Below are 18,477 nucleotides of genomic sequence, written 5' to 3'. Positions count from 1 at the left end.
CCGCACCGGCACGCCTCCCACCCGCCGAACACCTGTTCGGTGCCAGACTCTACCGTGTGGGAGCGGCCCGCGCACGGAGGCCGCCCGGAAGAGGGCGGAGCACCGGCCCGTCCCGCCGGAGACGTCCGGGCCGGTCCCGCCGGCGGGGCGGGCGGCGGGGCCGGCTCAGGGGTGCTGGGCGGCGGGCTCGCCCGCGGTGCTCTCGGCCGCCCGGGCCCGCATGCGGTCCAGCCGGGCCATCACCGGCGTCGCCGTGACGCCGTGCAGGACGACCGAGGCCAGCACGGTGAACGCCACCACCGCCCAGAGCTCCGCGGCGGGCACACCGAAACCGGTCTGCCCGAGGGCGTAGGCCAGGTAGAAGAGCGAGCCGATGCCCCGGATGCCGAAGAAGGCGGTCACGCCGCGCTCCCGCGGGCCCGCCCGTCCGCCCAGTCCGGCGAGCCAGCCGGTCAGCGGGCGGATCACCAGGAGCAGGAGCAGCCCGACCGCCGCTCCGCGCCAGGTGAGCGCCGACAGGCCGCCGCCCGCCACGAACCCGCCGAGCAACGTGATCAGCCAGGCGGTGAGCAGTCGCTCGACCTGCTCGATGAACCCGTGCAGCACCCCGTTGTAGCCGTGGGTGCGCTCGGCCGCCCTGATCGTGCACGCGGCGACGAAGACCGCGATGAACCCGTACCCGTGGGCCAGTTCCGTGAGGCCGTACGCCAGGAAGGTCGCCGCCAGCGCGACGAAGCCGTCCCGGTGCTCGGCGAGCCTCAGATCCGGCACCCGCGCGCGGAAGAACAGGCGGCCCAGCGCCCAGCCGGCGGCCAGGCCGCCCAGCACGCCCGCGCCGCACTTGTAGAGCAGGTCGGTCAGGGCCCACTCCACGGCCCAGCCGGACCCGCCGGCGATCGCCACCGCGATCGCGGCGTAGACGAGCGGGAAGGCCAGCCCGTCGTTGAGGCCGGCCTCCGAGGTGAGGGTGAAACGCACCTCGTCGTCGGCCTTCTCGGAGTCGACCGGCTCACCGACCTGGACGTCGGAGGCGAGCACCGGGTCGGTCGGGGCCAGCACCGCGCCCAGCAGCAGCGCCGCGGCGGGCGGCCAGCCCAGAAGCCCCCAGGCGGCGACGGCGACGGCCGCCACGGTCAGCGGCATCGTCCAGGCCAGCAGCCGCCAGGTGGAGGCCCACCGGCTCCACCCGAAGGGGCGGTTGATCGCCAGCCCGGCGCCCATCAGCGAGAGGATCACGCAGATCTCGGTGACGTGCTCGACCGCGGCCCGGTGCGCCACGGGATCGAGCCGGGGCAGGTCCAGCGGGAGCAGGTAGAGGAGGATCCCTCCGAGCAGGCAGGCGATCGGCAGCGAGAAGGGCCGCCGCCTGAGCATCCTCGGCAGGACCGCCGCGAGCAGGGCACCGGCGCCCGCCACCGTGAAGACGAGATCCGTGTTCCCCATAGTCCCGCGGAGATACCCACGCGGAGGAGCGCAAACTCCTCAGCGCGATTCCGGGCGCTCCGGAACGGCACGGCGCGGGACCGCACGGTGCCGCCCCGCCCCGGGAAAGCGCCGGAGCGGTCGTGCACGCCTCCGCGCGGAGCCGCGGACGCACCCCCTCCGGCACGGGGCGCGCCCGCGGCGGGCGGCGGTCAGGCGTCGAGCTTCTCCAGGACCTCGTCGGAGACGTCGGCGTTCGACCAGACGTTCTGCACGTCGTCGCTGTCCTCCAGCGCGTCGATCAGGCGGAACACCTTGCGGGCGCCCTCCTCGTCGAGCTGGATGTTCATGGTCGGCATGAAGCCGGACTCGGCCGAGTCGTAGTCGATCCCGGCCTCCTGCAGGGCCTTGCGGACCGGGACGAGGTCACCGGCCTCGGAGACGACCTCGTAGCTCTCGCCCAGGTCGTTGACCTCCTCGGCGCCGGCGTCGAGGACGGCCGTCAGCACGTCGTCCTCCGACAGCCCGCCCTTGGGCACGATCACGACGCCCTTGCGGTTGAACATGTAGGAGACCGAGCCCGGGTCGGCCAGGGAGCCGCCGTTGCGGGTCAGCGCGACGCGGACCTCGGAGGCCGCGCGGTTGCGGTTGTCGGTGAGGCACTCGATCAGCACCGCGACGCCGCCGGGGGCGTAGCCCTCGTACATGATGGTCTGCCAGTCGGCGCCGCCGGCCTCCAGGCCGCCGCCGCGCTTGCGGGCGCGCTCGATGTTGTCGATCGGCACCGAGCTCTTGCGCGCCTTGGTGATGGCGTCGTACAGCGTCGGGTTGCCGTCCGGGTCAGGGCCACCGGTCCGGGCCGCGACCTCGATGTTCTTGATGAGCTTGGCGAACAGCTTGCCGCGCTTGGAGTCGAGCGCGGCCTTCTTGTGCTTGGTCGTCGCCCATTTGGAGTGGCCCGACATCGGCTAAAGCTCCCTAACCATCTCAACGAAGTATGAATGCACGCCCGCGTCCGGAGTGAGCTCCGGGTGGAACGACGTGGCGAGCAGCGGTCCCTGGCGGACCGCGACGATCCTATCCCCCGGCTCGGCCAGCGCCAGCACCTCGACCTCCGGCCCGACCGATTCCACCCAGGGGGCCCGGATGAACACCGCGCGCACCGCGCCGCGGCCGGCGAAGTCGATGTCGGACTCGAAGGAGTCGACCTGGCGTCCGAAGGCGTTGCGGCGGACCGTCATGTCGATGCCGCCGACGGTCTGCTGGCCCTCGATGCCGCCCTCGATCCGGTCGGCCAGCATGATCATGCCGGCGCAGGAGCCGTAGGCCGGCATGCCGCCCTTGACCCGCGTCCGGATCGGCTCGAGCAGGTCGAACGTCTCGGCGAGCTTCCACATGGTCGTGGACTCCCCGCCGGGGATGACCAGTCCGTCGACGGTCTCCAACTCGGCGGGCCGCCGTACGGGCACCGCCTTCGCGCCCGCCTCCTCCAGCGAGCGCACATGCTCGCGCACGTCCCCCTGGAGGGCGAACACACCGATCGTGGGCACGGTCATCCTTTCGCACGGCTTGTCGGGTTCGCTTAGAAGCGTAGTCCCTGCCGTCCGATGTGCCGGACGGTATCGCACCGGATGCTGCCGCCGGGGATCGTGTGGGTGTCGCGCCGGTACTCGTACTGGTAGTCGCCCGGGTGCGGCACCGGATCCGGGTGCTCCTCGGCCGGGCGCCGGCAGGAGGTGAACAGGAGGTGAACAGGAGGTGAAAGAGCCCTCCCACCTCGACATGGACGCTGTGCCCCCACTCGGGGGCCGCCGTGGCCACGCCGTGCCGCAGGACCCGGAGGATCGTGACGGACGGGTGGACTCCGCCGGACATGCGGAAGGCGGCATCCTTCGCGGATGCCGCCTTCGACGCGCTCCCCCTGCGTTACCAGCCGCGCTCGGCCAGGCGGTGCGGGACGGGGATCTCGTCGACGTTGATGCCGACCATGGCCTCGCCCAGACCGCGGGAGACCTTGGCGACGACGTCGGGGTCGTCGTGGAAGGTGGTGGCCTTGACGATGGCGGCGGCGCGCTGGGCGGGGTTGCCGGACTTGAAGATGCCCGAGCCGACGAACACGCCCTCGGCGCCGAGCTGCATCATCATCGCGGCGTCGGCCGGGGTGGCGATGCCGCCCGCGGTGAACAGCACGACGGGCAGCTTGCCGGTCTTGGCGACCTCGGCCACCAGCTCGTACGGCGCCTGCAGCTCCTTGGCCGCGACGTAGAGCTCGTCCTCGGGCAGCGCGGCCAGGCGCCGGAGCTCGCCGCGGATCGTACGCATGTGGGTGACGGCGTTGGAGACGTCGCCGGTGCCGGCCTCGCCCTTGGAGCGGATCATGGCCGCGCCCTCGGTGATGCGGCGCAGCGCCTCGCCCAGGTTGGTCGCACCGCAGACGAAGGGCACCGTGAACTGCCACTTGTCGATGTGGTTGGCGTAGTCGGCCGGGGTGAGCACCTCGGACTCGTCGATGTAGTCGACCCCCAGCGACTGCAGGACCTGGGCCTCGGCGAAGTGGCCGATGCGGGCCTTGGCCATGACGGGGATCGAGACGGCGGCGATGATGCCGTCGATCATGTCGGGGTCGCTCATCCGGGAGACGCCGCCCTGGGCGCGGATGTCGGCCGGGACGCGCTCCAGGGCCATGACGGCGACGGCCCCGGCGTCCTCGGCGATCTTGGCCTGCTCGGGGGTGACGACGTCCATGATGACGCCGCCCTTGAGCATCTCGGCCATACCGCGCTTCACCCGGGCGGTTCCGGTGACGGCGGTCTCGGTGACTTCGGGCGTGCTGCTGGACACGGTCTCTACCTCACGACGGCTGGTTGCTGCGGATCACGGCCGCCCGTCGGACGGCCGCCACCTCTTCATCGTAGGCGGTGGCACGCCCTTCCCCTTACACGCCACCTTGTCACGCCCGGCCGCACATGTTGGACAGGATGTACGGCTTGCGCCTCAGGGGATGACGGGCTTGGGCGCGGCGAGCACGACCCAGACCTGGCCCGGGGCGAAGTTCATCGGCTCCCCGGCCTCGGTGGTGAAGACGGTGCCGTCCTCCTCGCCCGCCCGCGACCACCTGGCCTTGAAGGCCATGCCGTCGCGGAGCACGACCGCCCGCCCCTTGCCGACGGTGTGCACCAGGGGCGTGTAGCTCTGGTTCTTGTCGTGGAACTCCGAGCGCTCGGTCTTGGTGTACTGCACGACGATGGTGGGGGCGCCGAGCTGACCGCCCTCGGCCGCCATGTCCTTCTCGCCGTCCTGCCAGATCAGCCACTTGCCGGCCTTCTCCGACCAGCCGAAGGTGAAGCGGGCGGCGGGGTACTTCACGTTGAAGGTCCTGCGGGGCGTCCCGCCCTCGGCCGGGGCCTCGCCGAAGGTGAACCCGATGTCCTTGGCCCGGCTCGCCTTGGGGGCCTTGGCCAGCAGTTGCCGGGTGTTGGCGAACAGGTTGTAGGGGGCGTACCGGCCGGGCTGGCGGAAGTAGGCGCCGGGGGCGCGGCTGTCGGAGACGTCGAACAGGGAGGCGGCCGCGATGTGCGGGAGCATCTTGGTCTGCGCGCCGGAGTAGGCGAAGGCGGGCTTGCCGAACTGCGGGGCGATGTGCAGGTCGGAGATGCGGGCGCTGCGGACCGGGCCGATCTTGGCCGGGATCTTCGAGGAGAAGATCGCCATCAGCCGGGTCAGGCCCGCCTCGACCTGCTCGACGTAGACGATGTCCGCGCTCTTGAGGCCGAGCTGGGGCTTGCCCGCCGAGGTGTTCTCGATCTTCGCCGCGAGCACCGGCCTGCGGGCCGCGCCGGGCAGCCCGGTGAACGGGTGGGTCGGCTCCGGGGTGGGGGTCGGAGGTGCGGCGGTGGCCGCCTGCGGCGCCTTGCCCGGGGCGGACTCGTCGGACGAGCAGGCCGCGGCCGGCAGCAGGACCGCCGATCCGGCCAGCGTGACGGCGATCATCCGGGGCAACCGCACGGTACATCTCCTAAAATCAGGCCTGAAATCCCCAAGAGCTTACCTGTGTCGGACTTATCGGATAGTCGGCTTCGTGCATGACGGAAAATCCCGGCCGGGCAGGTCGCGCGGGCCCGTTCCCGAGCTCTCCGCGGCAGGCGGCGGTCCGCGGGTCAGGCCTCCGCCTCTCCCTCGAGAAGCCTGCGAACTTCCTGGGAACCGCCCGCAGGGATCGGCTACTCCGCGGCCAGAGCGTACGGGGGATCGTCGTCGATCTCGAAGAAGTCCGGGTAGGCGGTGTGTCCGGCCAGCCGGAGCGTGCGGGCCAGCCAGCGGCGCTGGGCCGCGCGCGTGACGCCGACCGCGTTGTTGTAGAAGCGGCGGGCGTAGACCACCTTGGCCACCGCCGCGTCGAGTTCCTCGAGCAGTTCCGGACCGGCCGGGGTCTCGGCCAGTTTCTCCCGGAAGCGGTCCTGGTCGAGCACCGCCCGGAGCGTGCGCGACAGGTCGCTCTCGGCGTGCTCGCGCTCCTCGGGGCCGGCCGTACGGGCCTCGTGGGCGCCGGCGGCCAGCACCAGGCTGGTCGCCGGGTCCAGGATCCGGGAGGCGGCCAGTTCCAGGCAGACGGCGGCCCGCCGTACGAGGGCGGCGTCCAGCGACTCGCGGGCCAGCTCCAGCCGGATGTGCAGCCGGTCCAGCCGGCCCGCCCGCCAGGAGACGTAGACGGCGGTGAGCACCACGAGGGCGCCCACCACCAGGATCAGCGTGGTCGTCACGGCCGGTCGTCCTCCTCGACCCCGGCGGCGCTCGCCACCGTCTCGTAGACGCGCACCACGTCGCGGGCGACGGTCGACCAGTCGTACTTCCACACGGCGGTGCGCGCCTCGTCCGAGAGCTTGGCCCGGCGGGCGGGGTCGTCCAGCAGCGCCGCGGCCTCGCGGGCGAGCGAGGCGGCGTCGCCCGTCTCGAACAGCGCCCCGGCCTGGCCGTCGTCGAGGACCCTGCGGAAGGCGGGGATGTCGCTGGCCAGGATCGCCGCCCCGGCCGACATGGCCTCGGTGAGCACGATGCCGAAGCTCTCCCCGCCCAGGTTGGGCGCGCAGAAGACGTCGACCGAGTGGTAGGCCCGGACCTTGTCCTCCTCGCTGACCATGCCCAGCAGGCCGACCCGGTCGCGGAACTCCGCCGGGACCTTCTCCAGCACCTCCTCCGCGTCGCCGGGGCCGGCGACGAGCAGGCGCAGGCGCGGCCGCACGGGCGCCAGCAGCGCGAAGGCCTCCAGCAGCACGGGCAGGCCCTTGCGCGGCTCGTCCATCCGGCCCAGGAACCCGATCACCTCGCCCCCGTCCCAGCCGGGCAGCGGCTCGGCCTCGGCGTAGCGGCTCACCGTCACCCCGTTCGGGATGAGCACGGCGTCGCCGCCCATGTGCTCGACGAGGGTCGTGCGCGCGGCGTCCGACACGGCGATCCTGCCGGTGATCTTCTCCACCGCGGTCTGCAGGACCGGCGCCGAGACCGACAGCGCCCGCGAGCGCTGGTAGGAGGCGTGGAAGGTGGCCACGATCGGCCCCTTCGCCGCCCAGCAGGCCAGGACGCCCAGGCTCGGCACGAACGGCTCGTGCACGTGCAGCACGTCGAACCGGCCCTCCCGGATCCACCGGCGCACCCGGTTCGCCGACAGGAACCCGAACGCCAGCCGCGCCACCGACCCGTTGTAGGGCACGGGCACCGCGCGCCCGGCGGGCGTCACGTAGGAGGGCAGCGGCGCGTCGTCGGCGGCCGGGGCGATCACCTCGACCTGGTGGCCGTCGGCGATGAGCGCCTCGGCGAGGTCGCGGATGTGCGCCTGGACGCCCCCGGGCACGTCCCAGGTGTACGGGCAGACGATGCCTACTCTCACCGCGTCCCCGCCGCCCCTCGCCCGCTCCGCCGGGAGCCCGGTCCGCGGAGGTCCCGGTCCGTGCCCGCCGCGCCGGGTCCGGCCGCGGCCCTCATGACCGGGGCTCCAGGTCGTCGAGCCAGAGGCGCTGGAGCATGTGCCAGTCCTCGGGGTGCTCGGAGATGCCCTTCTCGAAGGCGACGGCCAGGCTCTGCATGACGGCGGCCGTCTTCTCCTGGCGGGTGCCCTCGGCGGGCACCTCGATCTCCTCGGCGATGTCCAGGCCCCAGTCGCGGCCCCTGAAGTACGGCAGAGCCGGCAGCAGCGCGGCCCCGGTGTGCACGGCCAGCAGCCCGGGGCCCGCGGGCATGCGGGTGGCGGCCCCGAAGAACCGGACCTCGATCCCCCGGGCGGTCAGGTCGCGCTCGGCGGGCAGGGCGACCACCCGGCCGGCGCGCAGCCGCTGGGCCAGCGTGCCGAAGGTGTTGCCCTCGCCTCCCGTCAGCGGGAGCACCTCCATGCCGAGCCCCTCGCGGAAGGCGGTGTAGCGGCGGTACATGGACTCGGGCCTGAGCCGCTCGGCCACGGTCGTGAACGACTGCCCCGACGCCCCGATGAGCCAGGCGCCCGCCTCGTCCCAGTTGCCCGTGTGCGGCAGGGCGAGCACCACGCCGCGCCCCTTCTCCAGGTTCTCGAAGATCCGCTCCCCGCCGGTGACGTGGGTGCGGGCGACGACCTCGGCGCGCGGGACGGACGGCAGGCGGAAGACCTCGTGGAAGTAGCGGAAGTAGGAGCGCATGCCCTCGCGGCTCAGCGCCCGCACGTCCGGGTCGTCGGAGGAGGTGCCCCTGACCCGGGCGAGGTTGGCCTCCAGCCGGAGCACCGACTTCCCCCGCCGCTTCCACAGCCGGTCGGCGGCGGCGTCGAAGGCGCGGGTGGTGAGGCGCTCGGGCAGGTGGGGGACGATCGCCCAGCCCGCGCCGAACCCGGCCGCGACGAGGCGATCCTGCAGAGACGGCTTGTCGGTCATGCTTCTCCCGGTCAGCGGAGGGTCTGGGGAGGAACGGAGGCGGCCTGGCGGCGGACGTGCACCAGACGCTGGACGACCGTGACCGCGCTGGCGGCGGCGAGCAGCCAGAGCCCGGCGGGCAGGATGTACGGCACGCCGAGCCCGGACAGGCCCGCGGAGACCAGCCCCACCACCAGGCGCTCGGGGCGCTCGGCGAGGCCGACGTCGCAGGTCATGCCCAGCCCCTCGGCCCTGGCCTTGACGTAGGAGACCAGCGCCCCGGCGACGAGGCAGAACAGGGCCACCCCGGCCAGCACCCGCTCTCCGCTCACGATGAACCAGAGCACCAGCCCCGAGAAGATCGCGGCGTCGCCCACCCGGTCGAGGGCGGAGTCGAGGAAGGCCCCCCAGACGCTGCCCGGCCCGGTCATCCGGGCCATGACCCCGTCGAGAAGGTCCGCCAGCACGAAGAACGTGATCACCACCGTGCCCGCGAACAGCTGGCCCCGGGGATAGAAGAACAGTGCCGCGGCGACGGTGCCGAGCGTGCCGACCGCGGTGATCGCGTCAGGGCCGATCCCCCGTCCGACGAGCACCCTGCCCAGGGGGGTCAGCACTCGGGTGACGGCAGGTCGCAGAAGTTTCAGCATCGCGCTCCGATCGTAGGCCACGCCGATCACGAGCGCGCATCCAACGCTCCGCAAGCGGATCCGGCCAGTCCTCTTGTGATATTCGCCACATGGGTATTTGGTGAACACACCGCGTCCTTGCGGTGTCCGGACGCGGCGGCGGACCCGAGGGCGCGGCTGCGCGCGACCGCCCCCTCGCGGCACACGGGAGACACGACGCAGGAGACGACACGGGAGGCGACATGGCGGAGAAGTCAGCCGGCACAACGGGAGCCGCGGGCAGAGCACTCATGGCCGACCGGCCGGACATGGTGCGCAACGTGGTGCTGGTCGGCCATTCGGGCTCGGGGAAGACGACCCTGGTCGAGTCGCTGCTGGCGGCGACCAAGACGATCCAGCGGGCCGGCAGGATCGAGGACGGGACCACCGTCAGCGACTTCGACGAGGTCGAGGTGCGCCAGCAGCGCTCGGTGAACCTCACCGTGGCCCCGGTGGTCCACAACGACATCAAGATCAATCTGCTGGACACGCCCGGATACGCCGACTTCGTCGGCGATCTGCGCGCGGGGCTGCGCGCGGCCGACGCCGCGCTGTTCGTCGTCTCGGCGGCCGAGGGCGTGGACGGCCTGACCAGGATGCTCTGGGAGGAGTGCTCGGCGGTCGGCATGCCCCGCGCGGTCGTGATCACCAAGATCGACCACCAGCGGGCCGACTTCGAGGAGGCCCTCACCGCCTGCCAGGACGCGTTCGGCGACGGCGTGGCACCGCTGTACCTGCCGGTGGTGACCAACGGCCACGTGAACGGCCTGATCGGGCTGCTGTCGCAGAAGTTCTACAACTACGCCACCGGGGTCCGGACCGAGAACTCCCCCGGCCCCGACTACCAGGACCAGATCGAGCAGTACCGCGGCGACCTGATCGAGGGGATCATCCAGGAGAGCGAGGACGAGTCCCTGATGGACCGCTACCTCTCCGGCGAGGAGATCGACACCAAGGTCCTCATCGACGACCTGGAGAAGGCGGTCGCGCGCGGCGGCTTCTACCCGGTGCTGGCCACCGGGACCGGCGTGGGCGCGGCGGAGGTCCTGGAGCTCGTCACCCAGGGGTTCCCCTCCCCGACGGAGCACTCCATGCCGGAGATCACCACGATCGACGGCAAACCGGTGCCCGGCATCGTCTGCGACCCCGAGGGGCCCCTCGTGGCCGAGGTCGTCAAGACCACCAGCGACCCCTACGTGGGCCGGATCAGCCTGGTCAGGGTGTTCTCCGGGACGCTGCGCCCGGACGCCGTCGTGCACGTCTCCGGGCACGGCCTGGCCGACCGGGGGCACGAGGACCACGACCTGGACGAGCGCGTCGGCGCGCTCTCGTCCCCCCTCGGCAAGCTCCAGCGGCCCGCGGCCAAGTGCGTGGCGGGCGACATCGTGGCGGTGGCCAAGCTGTCGCGCGCGGAGACCGGCGACACGCTCTCCGACAAGGAGAACCCGCTGCTGATGACGGCGTGGACCATGCCGGACCCGCTGCTGCCGGTCGCGATCCAGGCCAGGTCCAAGGCCGACGACGACAAGCTCGGCCAGGCGCTGGGCCGTCTCGTGGCCGAGGACCCGACCCTCCGGCTGGAGAACAACGCCGAGACCAAGCAGCTGGTGCTCTGGTGCATGGGCGAGGCCCACGCCGACGTGCTGCTGGACCGGCTGAGCAAGCGGCACGGCGTGGAGGTCGAGAAGATCGGCCTGCGGGTGCCGCTCCGCGAGACCTTCGGCGGCAGATGCCAGGTGCTGGGCCGCAACGTCAAGCAGACCGGCGGCCACGGCCAGTACGCCATCTGCCATCTGGAGGTCGAGCCCCTGCCCTCGGGCGGGGGTTTCGAGTTCGTGGACAAGATCGTCGGCGGTGTGGTGCCGCGCCAGTTCATCCCCTCCGTGGAGAAGGGCGTGCGGACCCAGATGGCGCGCGGCGTGGTCGCCGGGTACCCGATGGTGGACGTCCGGGTGACGCTCTACGACGGCAAGGCCCACTCGGTCGACTCCTCCGACATGGCCTTCCAGATCGCCGGGGCGCTGGCGCTCAAGGAGGCCGCGGCCAAGGTGCCGACGCTGCTGCTGGAACCGGTCGACGAGGTGGCGGTGCTGGTCGCCGACGACCATGTCGGCGCGGTGATGTCCGACCTGTCCTCGCGCCGCGGCCGCGTCCTGGGCACCGAACCGGTCGGCGTCGGGCGCACCCTGGTCCGGGCCGAGGTGCCGGAACTGGAGATCACCCGGTACGCCATCGACCTGAGGTCGATGTCGCACGGGACGGGGACCTTCCAGCGCACCTTCCTGCGCTACGAGCCGCTCCCCTCCCACCTGGTCGAGAAGGTCACCGCCTGATCCCGGCGCGGCGGGCGCGCACCGGCCCGGCCCGGCCGGAGGCCGGGCCGGTGCGCACCCGCCCCTTAGGCCACTTCCGTCGCAGGAACATCACAGAACCATTTCGTTCTTTCGGCCGAAGCATCACGGAGCCGATGCCACACTGAGGTCCATGCGAACCGGACGTCCCCTGCTTGCCGCAGCCGCCCTCTCCGCTCTCACCCTCGGCGCCGCCCACGCCTTCGGCCCGGGCGCCGAGGCCGCCGACCCCTCCGGAGCCGCCGTCGCGCCCGCGCCCGGCGCGGTGGTCGCCGCGGCGTCGTGCCCGGTCGACGCGCGGTACCCCAAGCGGCAGCTCCGCGGGATCTGGATCGCCACGGTCAACAACATCGACTGGCCGACCCGGACCGGCATGACCGCCGCCCGGCAGAAGGCGGAGTACGTCAAGCTCCTCGACAACGCGGCCAAGCGCCGCTTCAACGCCGTGTTCGTCCAGGTCCGCCCCGCCTCCGACGCGTTCTACCGGTCCTCCCTGGAGCCCTGGTCGAAGTTCCTGACCGGTACGGCCGGCAAGGACCCCGGCTGGGACCCGCTGCCCTTCCTCATCTCCGAGGCGCACAAGCGCGGCATGGAGTTCCACGCCTGGTTCAACCCCTACCGGGCGGCCTACGACACCGACGTGAGCAGGCTCCCGGCCGCCCACCCGGCCCGGGTCCACCCCGACTGGGTCGTCAAGCACGAGGGCCGCCTCTACTACAACCCCGGACTTCCGGCGGTCCGCGACCACGTCACCGGGGTCATCAAGGACGTGGTGACCCGCTACGACGTCGACGGCGTGCACTTCGACGACTACTTCTACCCCTATCCCGGCAGCGGCAAGAAGTTCGCCGACGGCGACGCCTTCGCCCGGTACGGCGGCGGCGCCAAGCTGGCCGACTGGCGCCGCGCCAACGTCAACACGCTCATCGCCCAGGTCGACAGGGTCGTGCACGAGACGAAGAAGCGCGTGAAGTTCGGCATCAGCCCGTTCGGCATCTGGCGCAACAAGTCCAACGACCCGACCGGCTCGGCCACCGGCGGGATGTCCGCGTACGACTCGATCTACGCCGACGCCCGCCACTGGATCCGCAGCGGCACGGTCGACTACGTCATGCCGCAGCTGTACTGGCCGCGCGGCTTCCGCATCGCCGACTACGACGTGCTGACGGCCTGGTGGGCGAGGGAGGTCCGGGGCACCGGCGTGCACCTGTACATCGGCCAGGCCCTCTACCGGGTCGGCGCCACCGACACCCCCGCCTGGCGCAAGGCCGGCGAGCTCCCCTCGCACCTCACCCGGAACCGCAGGCACCCGGAGGTCTCCGGCGACGTCTACTTCAGTGCCAAGCAGGTCGGCGGCAACCCGCTCGGGGTGATGGACCGGATCTCCCGCGACCACTACTCGCGCCCGGCGCTGCTGCCCCTGGTCAAGGAGCGCGGCGGCCGCGCCCCGGCCGCCCCGGCCAACGTCAGGGTCCAGGGCGCCTCGCTCATGTGGAAGACCTCCGCGGGCGCGCGCTCCTACGCCGTCTACCGGGTCACCTCCGGCGAGGCGGGTCCGTGCGCCGTCGCCGACGCCCGCAACCTGGTCGCGGTCGTCCCCGCGACCGGCGGCACCCGCCAGACCTTCGCCCTCCGGGGCGGCGGGAAGTACCTCGTCTCCGCCCTCGACCGCCTGCACAACGAGAGCCCCGCGAGCCCGGCCGTCCTCCCCTGATCCGGCCGCGCCGAATCCGGGGCATTCCTCTCCGAACCCGCCTCACCGGACCCCGTCCGCCCCGCCCTGACACCGGTTCGCTGGACCGGGACCCCGGTCTTCCCCTACGGTGCCAGCAGTCAACGGGCACTCGGCCCAGGACCAGGGAGGTCACCGGTGAGGCGGACGCTGATCACGGCCGCGCTGCTGCTGGGCGCGCTGTGGCCGGGTGTGCTGGGGCCGGGTGCGGGGCAGTCCTCGGCCGCGGCCTCCTCCACCCCCGCCTCCGCCGCGGCGGCCGGCTCCGCCGCCCCGGAGGAGGACCCCGCCCGCGGGCAGGTGGTCCTGATCGGGATCCCGGGCCTGCTCTGGAGCGACCTCAGCCCCGAGGGCACGCCCAACCTGTGGCGGCTGGCCGGGCAGAGCTCCACGGGCTCCCTCTCGGTCCGCACGGTGGGCAGGGTGACCTGCCCCTACGACGCGTGGCTGACGGTGTCGGCCGGGGTCAGGTCCGCCGTCGGGTACGGCTGCGGCCTCCCTCCGGTGCCCGAACCCGTCGAGGGCGGCGCGATCATTCCCGGCTACGACTACCTGCACGAGGTCGCCGGGCAGCGCGGAGCCGGCACGCTCGGCGAGGCCGTGCGCGCCGCCGGCGACTGCACGTTCGCGGTCGGGCCGGGCGCCGCGCTGGCCCTGGCCGACCGGGCCGGGAAGGTCGACCACTACGCCCCCTCCCCCGCGCAGGCCGGGGCCGTCGCCCTCACCCGGTGCCGGGTGGTCGCGGTCGACGTCGACGACCTCATCCGGCCCTACCTGGCGGAGGACCGCCTCCCCCGCGTCGAGGACGCGCTCACCCCGCAGCAGCGGGCGACCGCGCTGCTGCGCGCCGACGCCAAGGCCGGGGCGGTGGTCAGCGTGCTGTCCGAGGACGCCGTCGTGATGCTGGCGGGCCTGTCCGACCACGGGTCCCAGCCGCACCTGCGGGTGGCCATGATGAACCTGGGGCCCGGCAGCCAGCGAGGCTTCCTCGGCGCGGCCTCCACCCACCGACGGGACGTCACGATCCTGCCGGACATCACGGCCACGGTGCTCTCGGTGATCGGCGCTCCGGTTCCGCCGTCGGTGGTCGGGACCCCCTGGGAGGCGGGCAGGGGCCGTACCGACGGGGTCGAGAGCGCGCGGGCCGAGCTGGTCGCCGCCGACGTCGCGGGGCAGACGGTCAGGGAGGTCGGCGGCGCCTTCTTCACCACCGTCGCCGTGCTCCAGGTCCTGTTCTACGTCACCGCGTTCCTGCTGCTGCGCCGGAGGCACGGGCTGGGCCGGGTCCGTCTGGCCGCCGTCGTCCTCGCCTCGCTGCCGGTCTCGACCTATCTGGTCAACTTCACCGGCTGGCGGCACGCCGAGACGCCCGCGCTCTCCCTGGCGGGAGGGATCGCGGGAACCGCCCTCCTGCTGGCGGCGGTGGCCCTGGCGGTGCCGTTCCTGTGGTCGCTGGCGCTCCGGCTGCTCGTCCGCCGGGGGCGGCGCGGCGCGGGCTCGCCGACCCTGCGCGCACGTGCCCGGGGCGTGCCCGCCGCGCTGCGGCGCAGCCGGCCGCTCGGGCCGCTGGCGATCGTCTCCGCGGTCACCGCGGCGGTCCTCGCCGGTGACCTGCTGACGGGAACGACCCTGCAGCTCAACAGCGTGATGGGCTACACGGCCGTGGTCGGCGCCCGCTACTACGGCCTGGGCAACATCCCCTTCGCCCTGTTCGCCACCTCGGTGCTGCTGCTGGCCTCGGCGCTCGCGCACCTGCTCACGCGGCGGGGGCGCCGGGGCGCGGGAGTCGCCGTCGTGGTGGTGCTCGGCTGCTCGGCGATGGTCCTCGGCGGCTGGCCGGGGGTGGGCAGCGACTTCGGCGGAGTGATCGCGTTCGTGCCGGGCATCGCGGTGACCGCGATGCTCCTGGCGGGCCGCCGCATCTCGGTCGTCAAGCTGGGCGCGCTCGTGGCGGCGGGCGGCGCCACCGTGATGGCGATCGCCTATCTCGACCACCTCCGCCCGCCCGCCTCCCAGACCCATCTGGGCCGGTTCGTCGGCCAGATCTTCACCGGCGAGGCGATGGACGTGATCGGCCGCAAGTTCGGTGCGATGGTCGGCACGCTGCTCAGCCCCAACCTGATGCCGATCGTGGTCGTGGCGGCCGCGTTCCTCGTCTACGCGCTGCTGCGGCCCGCGACGGCGAGCGCCGGGGTGCTGCCGGCCGCCTTCGCGCACTCCCCCGCGCTGAAGGCGGGCCTGATCGGCGTCCTGGTCAGCGGGGTCGTCGGCATGCTGGTCAACGACTCGGGCGCGGCCGTGCTCTCCATGGCCCTGGCGCTGGCCGTACCGCTGGCCCTGTCGGCGGGCGTCGCGGTCCTGCGGGAGCCCGAGGAGGCGTCCTACGAGGAGCCGCCGGGCCAGCAGTCCGCCAGCAACGACCTGGTGTCGCGCAGCAACTGAGGCAGGACCTTGGTCTGGCCGACCACCGGCATGAAGTTGGTGTCGCCGCCCCACCGGGGCACCACGTGCTGATGCAGGTGGGCGGCGATGCCCGCGCCCGCCACGATGCCGAGGTTCATGCCCACGTTGAAGCCCTGCGCCCCGCTGGCCTTGCGCAGGGCGGCCAGGCAGCGCTGGGTGAAGACGGCCAGCTCGGCGGTCTCGGCGCCGTCCAGGTCCGTGTAGTCCGGCACGTGCCGGTAGGGGCAGACGAGCAGGTGCCCGGAGTTGTAGGGGTAGAGGTTGAGGACGGCGTAGACCTTCTCTCCCCTGGCGACGACCAGCCCGTCCTCGTCGCTCAGCTTCGGGATCTCGCAGAACGGGCAGCCGTCCTCCGGGCCCGAGCCGGTCGGCTTGTTCTCGCCCTTGATGTAGGCCATCCGGTGGGGGGTCCAGAGCCTGGCGAACGCGTCGGGAGTCCCTGCCCCGTACGGTGTCCCGGGCCCCGTCTCCTGCGGCGTCCCGTGCTGCGCCTGCGGCTCGTCGCTCATGGCGGTCAGCATATTGCCCGGCGGATCCACGCGTTCCTCCGGCATCCCGGTCGGGCCGCTTCTCTACAGCCGTAGCGGACATATACGGCATACTTCCGGCAGAGTCCCAGCGAGCGCGCCAGATGACAGCCGAGGAGCAAGCCATGACCGACGTCTCCGTCGAGGAACCCCTGGACAGGACCGCCGGGGAGATCACCGAGGAGGCGGAGTCTCCCGCGTCTCCCGAGCCTTCCGCCTCTCCCGCCGAGCCGGCCGCCGTCCGCCCGTTCTCCCTGAGCATGTCCGTCGCCTCGGCCCCCGAGCCGACGTCCTCGGCCGTGGTGAAGGGCCGGATCAAGGTCGCCGACGAGGTGGTCGAGAAGGTCGCCGCGCTCGCCACGCTGGAGGTGACCGGCGTCGCCGGGCTGGGCGAGGACCCCGCTCACGCGGTCGACCCGGCCCGCGGGCGCGCCGGCGGCCGGCGGGGCCCGCAGGGGGTCGTCGCCCACGTCCAGGACCGCACCGTCGCCGTGGACGTGGCGATCGTGGCCGAGTACGGCCACGCGGTGATGGACGTGGCCAACGAGGTCAAGACCAACGTGGCCCGCACGGTCAGCCGGATGCTGGGCATGCGCGTCGTCGAGGTCAACGTCAACGTCGACGACGTCCGCCTGCCCGGTGAGTCCGGCGCCGAGCCCGCCGGGGACACCGCGGGCGAGGACGCGTAGCGCTCGGTGGCGTCCCGCCCGCGCCGGGACGGGCCCGCAGCCCGTCCCGGCGCGGGGAGCCCGGTTACGCGGGGAGCCCGGTTACGCGGGGAGCCCGGTTACGCGGGGAGCCCGGTTACGCGGGGAGCCCGGTCTACGCAGGCGCGGGGGAACCGGCGAAGTACCTCGCCGCCATGTCGTCGTCTCCGTGCCCCCGGGCCTCGGCCCGCCGGAGCCGCGCGCCGGCGGCCTCGGCCAGGTCCACCGCGACCCCGGCGGCCGCGGCGGCCTCGGCGATGAGCCGGGTGTCCTTCTCGGCGTTGCGCACGGTGAAGCTGGGCGAGTAGTCCCCGCCCAGGACGGCCTTCATCTTGGCCTGGAGGTAAGGGCTGTCCATCGGCCCGCCGGTGACCACCCGGGCGAACAGCTCCGGCTCCACCCCGAGCCCCTCGGCCAGCGCCAGCGCCTCGGCCAGCACGGAGGTCAGCTCGATCCCGAAGCCGACCGTGACGAGCTTGAGCCGGGTGGCCGCGCCCGCCTCCCCGACCCACAGGGTCGTGCCGCCGACGGCGGCGAAGACGGGTTCGAGCCGCTCGTCGGCGGGTCCGGCGGCGAGCACGACCAGCGTCCCCGCCTCGGCGGGCTGCCGGGTGCCCTGCACGGGCGCGTCCACGAACACCAGCCCGTGTGAGCGGGCCAGCGCGCCGAGCCGGTCGATCGCGGTCACGCCCACCGTGCTCATCTGCGCCCACGCCTGCCCGGCCCGCAGCCCGGGAGCGGCGGCGGACATGGCTCCGTGGACCGCGTCGCCGTCGCTCAGCATCGTGATCACGACGTCCGCGCCCGCCACGGCCTCGGCGGGGGTGGCGGAGACGGTGGCGCCGTCGGCCTGCAGCGGCAGCGCCTTCTCCCTGGTCCGGTTCCAGACCCTGACCTCGAGACCGGCCCTCGCCAGGTTGCGCGCCATCGCCGCGCCCATGATCCCGGTGCCCAGCAACGCGACGGTGGTCATAACGAACTCCTATCTTGAACGAACAGTACAGATAGTGTCACGTCGACGACCGCGGCCAGCCGCCGCCGGTCGGCGCCCGCCTTGCCCTGGACGCGCAGGCCCTGGATCATCGTCACGACGAGGTCGGCCATCGCGGTCACGTCGGCGTCCGGCGGCAGTTCGCCGCGCTCGCGGGCGCGGCGCAGCACGGCGGTGACGGACATCGCGTTGCGGTCGAGCGCCCGGCCGACCACCCGGGCGGCGACCGGATCGTCCGGCAGCCGCTCGGTCGCGGCGTTGGTGATCAGGCAGCCTCGCCGGCCCGGGTCCGCGACCGTCGCGTCAACGACGTGGAGCAGCAGGTCGCGGAGGACTTCGCAGGCCGGGGCCGCGCCTTCCAGGCGAGCGGCGATGTCGGAGGCGGCCCGTTCGGCGTAGCGCACGAGCGCGGCCTCGTAGAGCCCGTCCTTGCTGCCGAAGGCGGCGTACAGCGAGCCGCGGCCGACCCCGGTGGCCTCGACCAGGTCCTGGATCGAGGTCGCGGCGTAGCCCTTGCGCCAGAAGACGCCGATCGCGTCGTCGACCACCGCGTCGGTGTCGAACTCCCTCGTCCGTGCCATGCGTCGCACACTACCGCACATCTGGAACGATCAGTCAATATTTCAGGCGGCAGAGTACGGCGCAGCCTGCATGCAGGTCACCGCCGGGACGGCTCCGGGACGCCGGACGGTACCGGGCGGGGAGGGCGCCCGTCCGCCGCGGCCCGCCGCCCGTGGCGGGCGG

16 protein-coding genes are annotated in these 18,477 nt (G+C 73.1%); 4 read left to right on the top strand and 12 right to left on the bottom strand.

What is annotated here, in order from left to right; all coding sequences use genetic code 11:
- Positions 1–165: 165 nt before the first annotated feature.
- The 9 genes from FHS22_RS28835 to pgsA all read right to left on the bottom strand — a co-directional run bounded on the left by FHS22_RS28835 (position 166) and on the right by pgsA (position 8,944).
- Positions 166–1,443 (bottom strand): cation:proton antiporter, encoded by a 1,278-nt coding sequence (locus FHS22_RS28835; protein WP_184946769.1) that lies wholly within the window; start codon positions 1,441–1,443, stop codon positions 166–168.
- A 191-nt stretch (positions 1,444–1,634) separates the two neighbouring features.
- Entirely contained in the window at positions 1,635–2,387 is a 753-nt protein-coding gene (locus FHS22_RS28830; protein WP_184946767.1) for a YebC/PmpR family DNA-binding transcriptional regulator, read from the bottom strand.
- A gap of 3 nt (positions 2,388–2,390) precedes the next feature.
- Complete coding sequence (pdxT, locus tag FHS22_RS28825; protein WP_221474238.1) at positions 2,391–2,978, bottom strand: pyridoxal 5'-phosphate synthase glutaminase subunit PdxT; 588 nt, start codon at positions 2,976–2,978, stop codon at positions 2,391–2,393.
- Between the two features lie 370 nt (positions 2,979–3,348).
- Positions 3,349–4,263 carry a pyridoxal 5'-phosphate synthase lyase subunit PdxS gene (gene pdxS / locus FHS22_RS28820; protein ID WP_184946763.1) on the bottom strand — a complete coding sequence of 305 codons (915 nt, stop codon included), beginning with the start codon at positions 4,261–4,263 and terminating at the stop codon, positions 3,349–3,351.
- Positions 4,264–4,416: 153 nt separating this feature from the next.
- Positions 4,417–5,427: a DUF3048 domain-containing protein gene (locus FHS22_RS28815; protein WP_338048002.1), complete on the bottom strand. Its 1,011-nt coding sequence runs from the start codon at positions 5,425–5,427 to the stop codon at positions 4,417–4,419.
- Positions 5,428–5,642: 215 nt separating this feature from the next.
- Complete coding sequence (locus FHS22_RS28810; protein WP_184946761.1) at positions 5,643–6,182, bottom strand: LemA family protein; 540 nt, start codon at positions 6,180–6,182, stop codon at positions 5,643–5,645.
- Entirely contained in the window at positions 6,179–7,306 is a 1,128-nt protein-coding gene (locus tag FHS22_RS28805; RefSeq protein WP_184946759.1) for a glycosyltransferase family 4 protein, read from the bottom strand. The genes FHS22_RS28810 and FHS22_RS28805 overlap by 4 nt, the downstream gene beginning before the upstream one ends.
- A gap of 91 nt (positions 7,307–7,397) precedes the next feature.
- Entirely contained in the window at positions 7,398–8,315 is a 918-nt protein-coding gene (locus FHS22_RS28800) for a phosphatidylinositol mannoside acyltransferase (protein WP_184946757.1), read from the bottom strand.
- Between the two features lie 11 nt (positions 8,316–8,326).
- Positions 8,327–8,944 (bottom strand): phosphatidylinositol phosphate synthase, encoded by a 618-nt coding sequence (pgsA, locus tag FHS22_RS28795; protein WP_184946755.1) that lies wholly within the window; start codon positions 8,942–8,944, stop codon positions 8,327–8,329.
- A 221-nt stretch (positions 8,945–9,165) separates the two neighbouring features.
- Between pgsA and FHS22_RS28790 the strand changes: the two genes are divergently transcribed.
- The 3 genes from FHS22_RS28790 to FHS22_RS28780 all read left to right on the top strand — a co-directional run bounded on the left by FHS22_RS28790 (position 9,166) and on the right by FHS22_RS28780 (position 15,487).
- Entirely contained in the window at positions 9,166–11,295 is a 2,130-nt protein-coding gene (locus FHS22_RS28790) for an elongation factor G-like protein EF-G2 (RefSeq protein ID WP_184946753.1), read from the top strand.
- 151 nt (positions 11,296–11,446) lie between these two features.
- Positions 11,447–13,027 carry a glycoside hydrolase family 10-like protein gene (locus FHS22_RS28785; RefSeq protein ID WP_184946751.1) on the top strand — a complete coding sequence of 527 codons (1,581 nt, stop codon included), beginning with the start codon at positions 11,447–11,449 and terminating at the stop codon, positions 13,025–13,027.
- A gap of 156 nt (positions 13,028–13,183) precedes the next feature.
- The gene (locus tag FHS22_RS28780) at positions 13,184–15,487 is read left to right on the top strand and encodes a hypothetical protein (protein WP_184946749.1); all 2,304 of its coding nucleotides are present in this window, start codon (positions 13,184–13,186) and stop codon (positions 15,485–15,487) included.
- On the opposite strand, the gene FHS22_RS28775 is transcribed toward FHS22_RS28780, so the two are convergent.
- Positions 15,427–16,017, bottom strand: a complete 591-nt coding sequence (locus tag FHS22_RS28775) for an HIT family protein (protein ID WP_221474237.1) — start codon at positions 16,015–16,017, stop codon at positions 15,427–15,429. The genes FHS22_RS28780 and FHS22_RS28775 overlap by 61 nt on opposite strands.
- A gap of 143 nt (positions 16,018–16,160) precedes the next feature.
- Here FHS22_RS28775 and FHS22_RS28770 point away from each other — a divergent pair, with 143 nt between their 5' ends.
- Positions 16,161–16,724 carry an Asp23/Gls24 family envelope stress response protein gene (locus FHS22_RS28770; protein WP_184946745.1) on the top strand — a complete coding sequence of 188 codons (564 nt, stop codon included), beginning with the start codon at positions 16,161–16,163 and terminating at the stop codon, positions 16,722–16,724.
- Between the two features lie 133 nt (positions 16,725–16,857).
- On the opposite strand, the gene FHS22_RS28765 is transcribed toward FHS22_RS28770, so the two are convergent.
- Positions 16,858–17,715: an NAD(P)-dependent oxidoreductase gene (locus FHS22_RS28765; protein ID WP_184946743.1), complete on the bottom strand. Its 858-nt coding sequence runs from the start codon at positions 17,713–17,715 to the stop codon at positions 16,858–16,860.
- A complete protein-coding gene (locus FHS22_RS28760; RefSeq protein ID WP_184946742.1) occupies positions 17,712–18,314 on the bottom strand; it encodes a TetR/AcrR family transcriptional regulator in 603 nt (200 codons plus the stop codon). Before FHS22_RS28760 ends, FHS22_RS28765 begins: the two co-directional genes overlap by 4 nt.
- Between the last annotated feature and the right edge of the window lie 163 nt (positions 18,315–18,477).

The organism is Thiemannella venezuelensis, from assembly GCF_014203605.1.
Lineage (GTDB): Bacteria > Actinomycetota > Actinomycetes > Streptosporangiales > Streptosporangiaceae > Planomonospora_A > Planomonospora_A venezuelensis.
The sequence above is the reverse complement of the archived record's forward strand: the minus strand, read 5'-3'. Positions and strand labels throughout refer to the sequence as shown.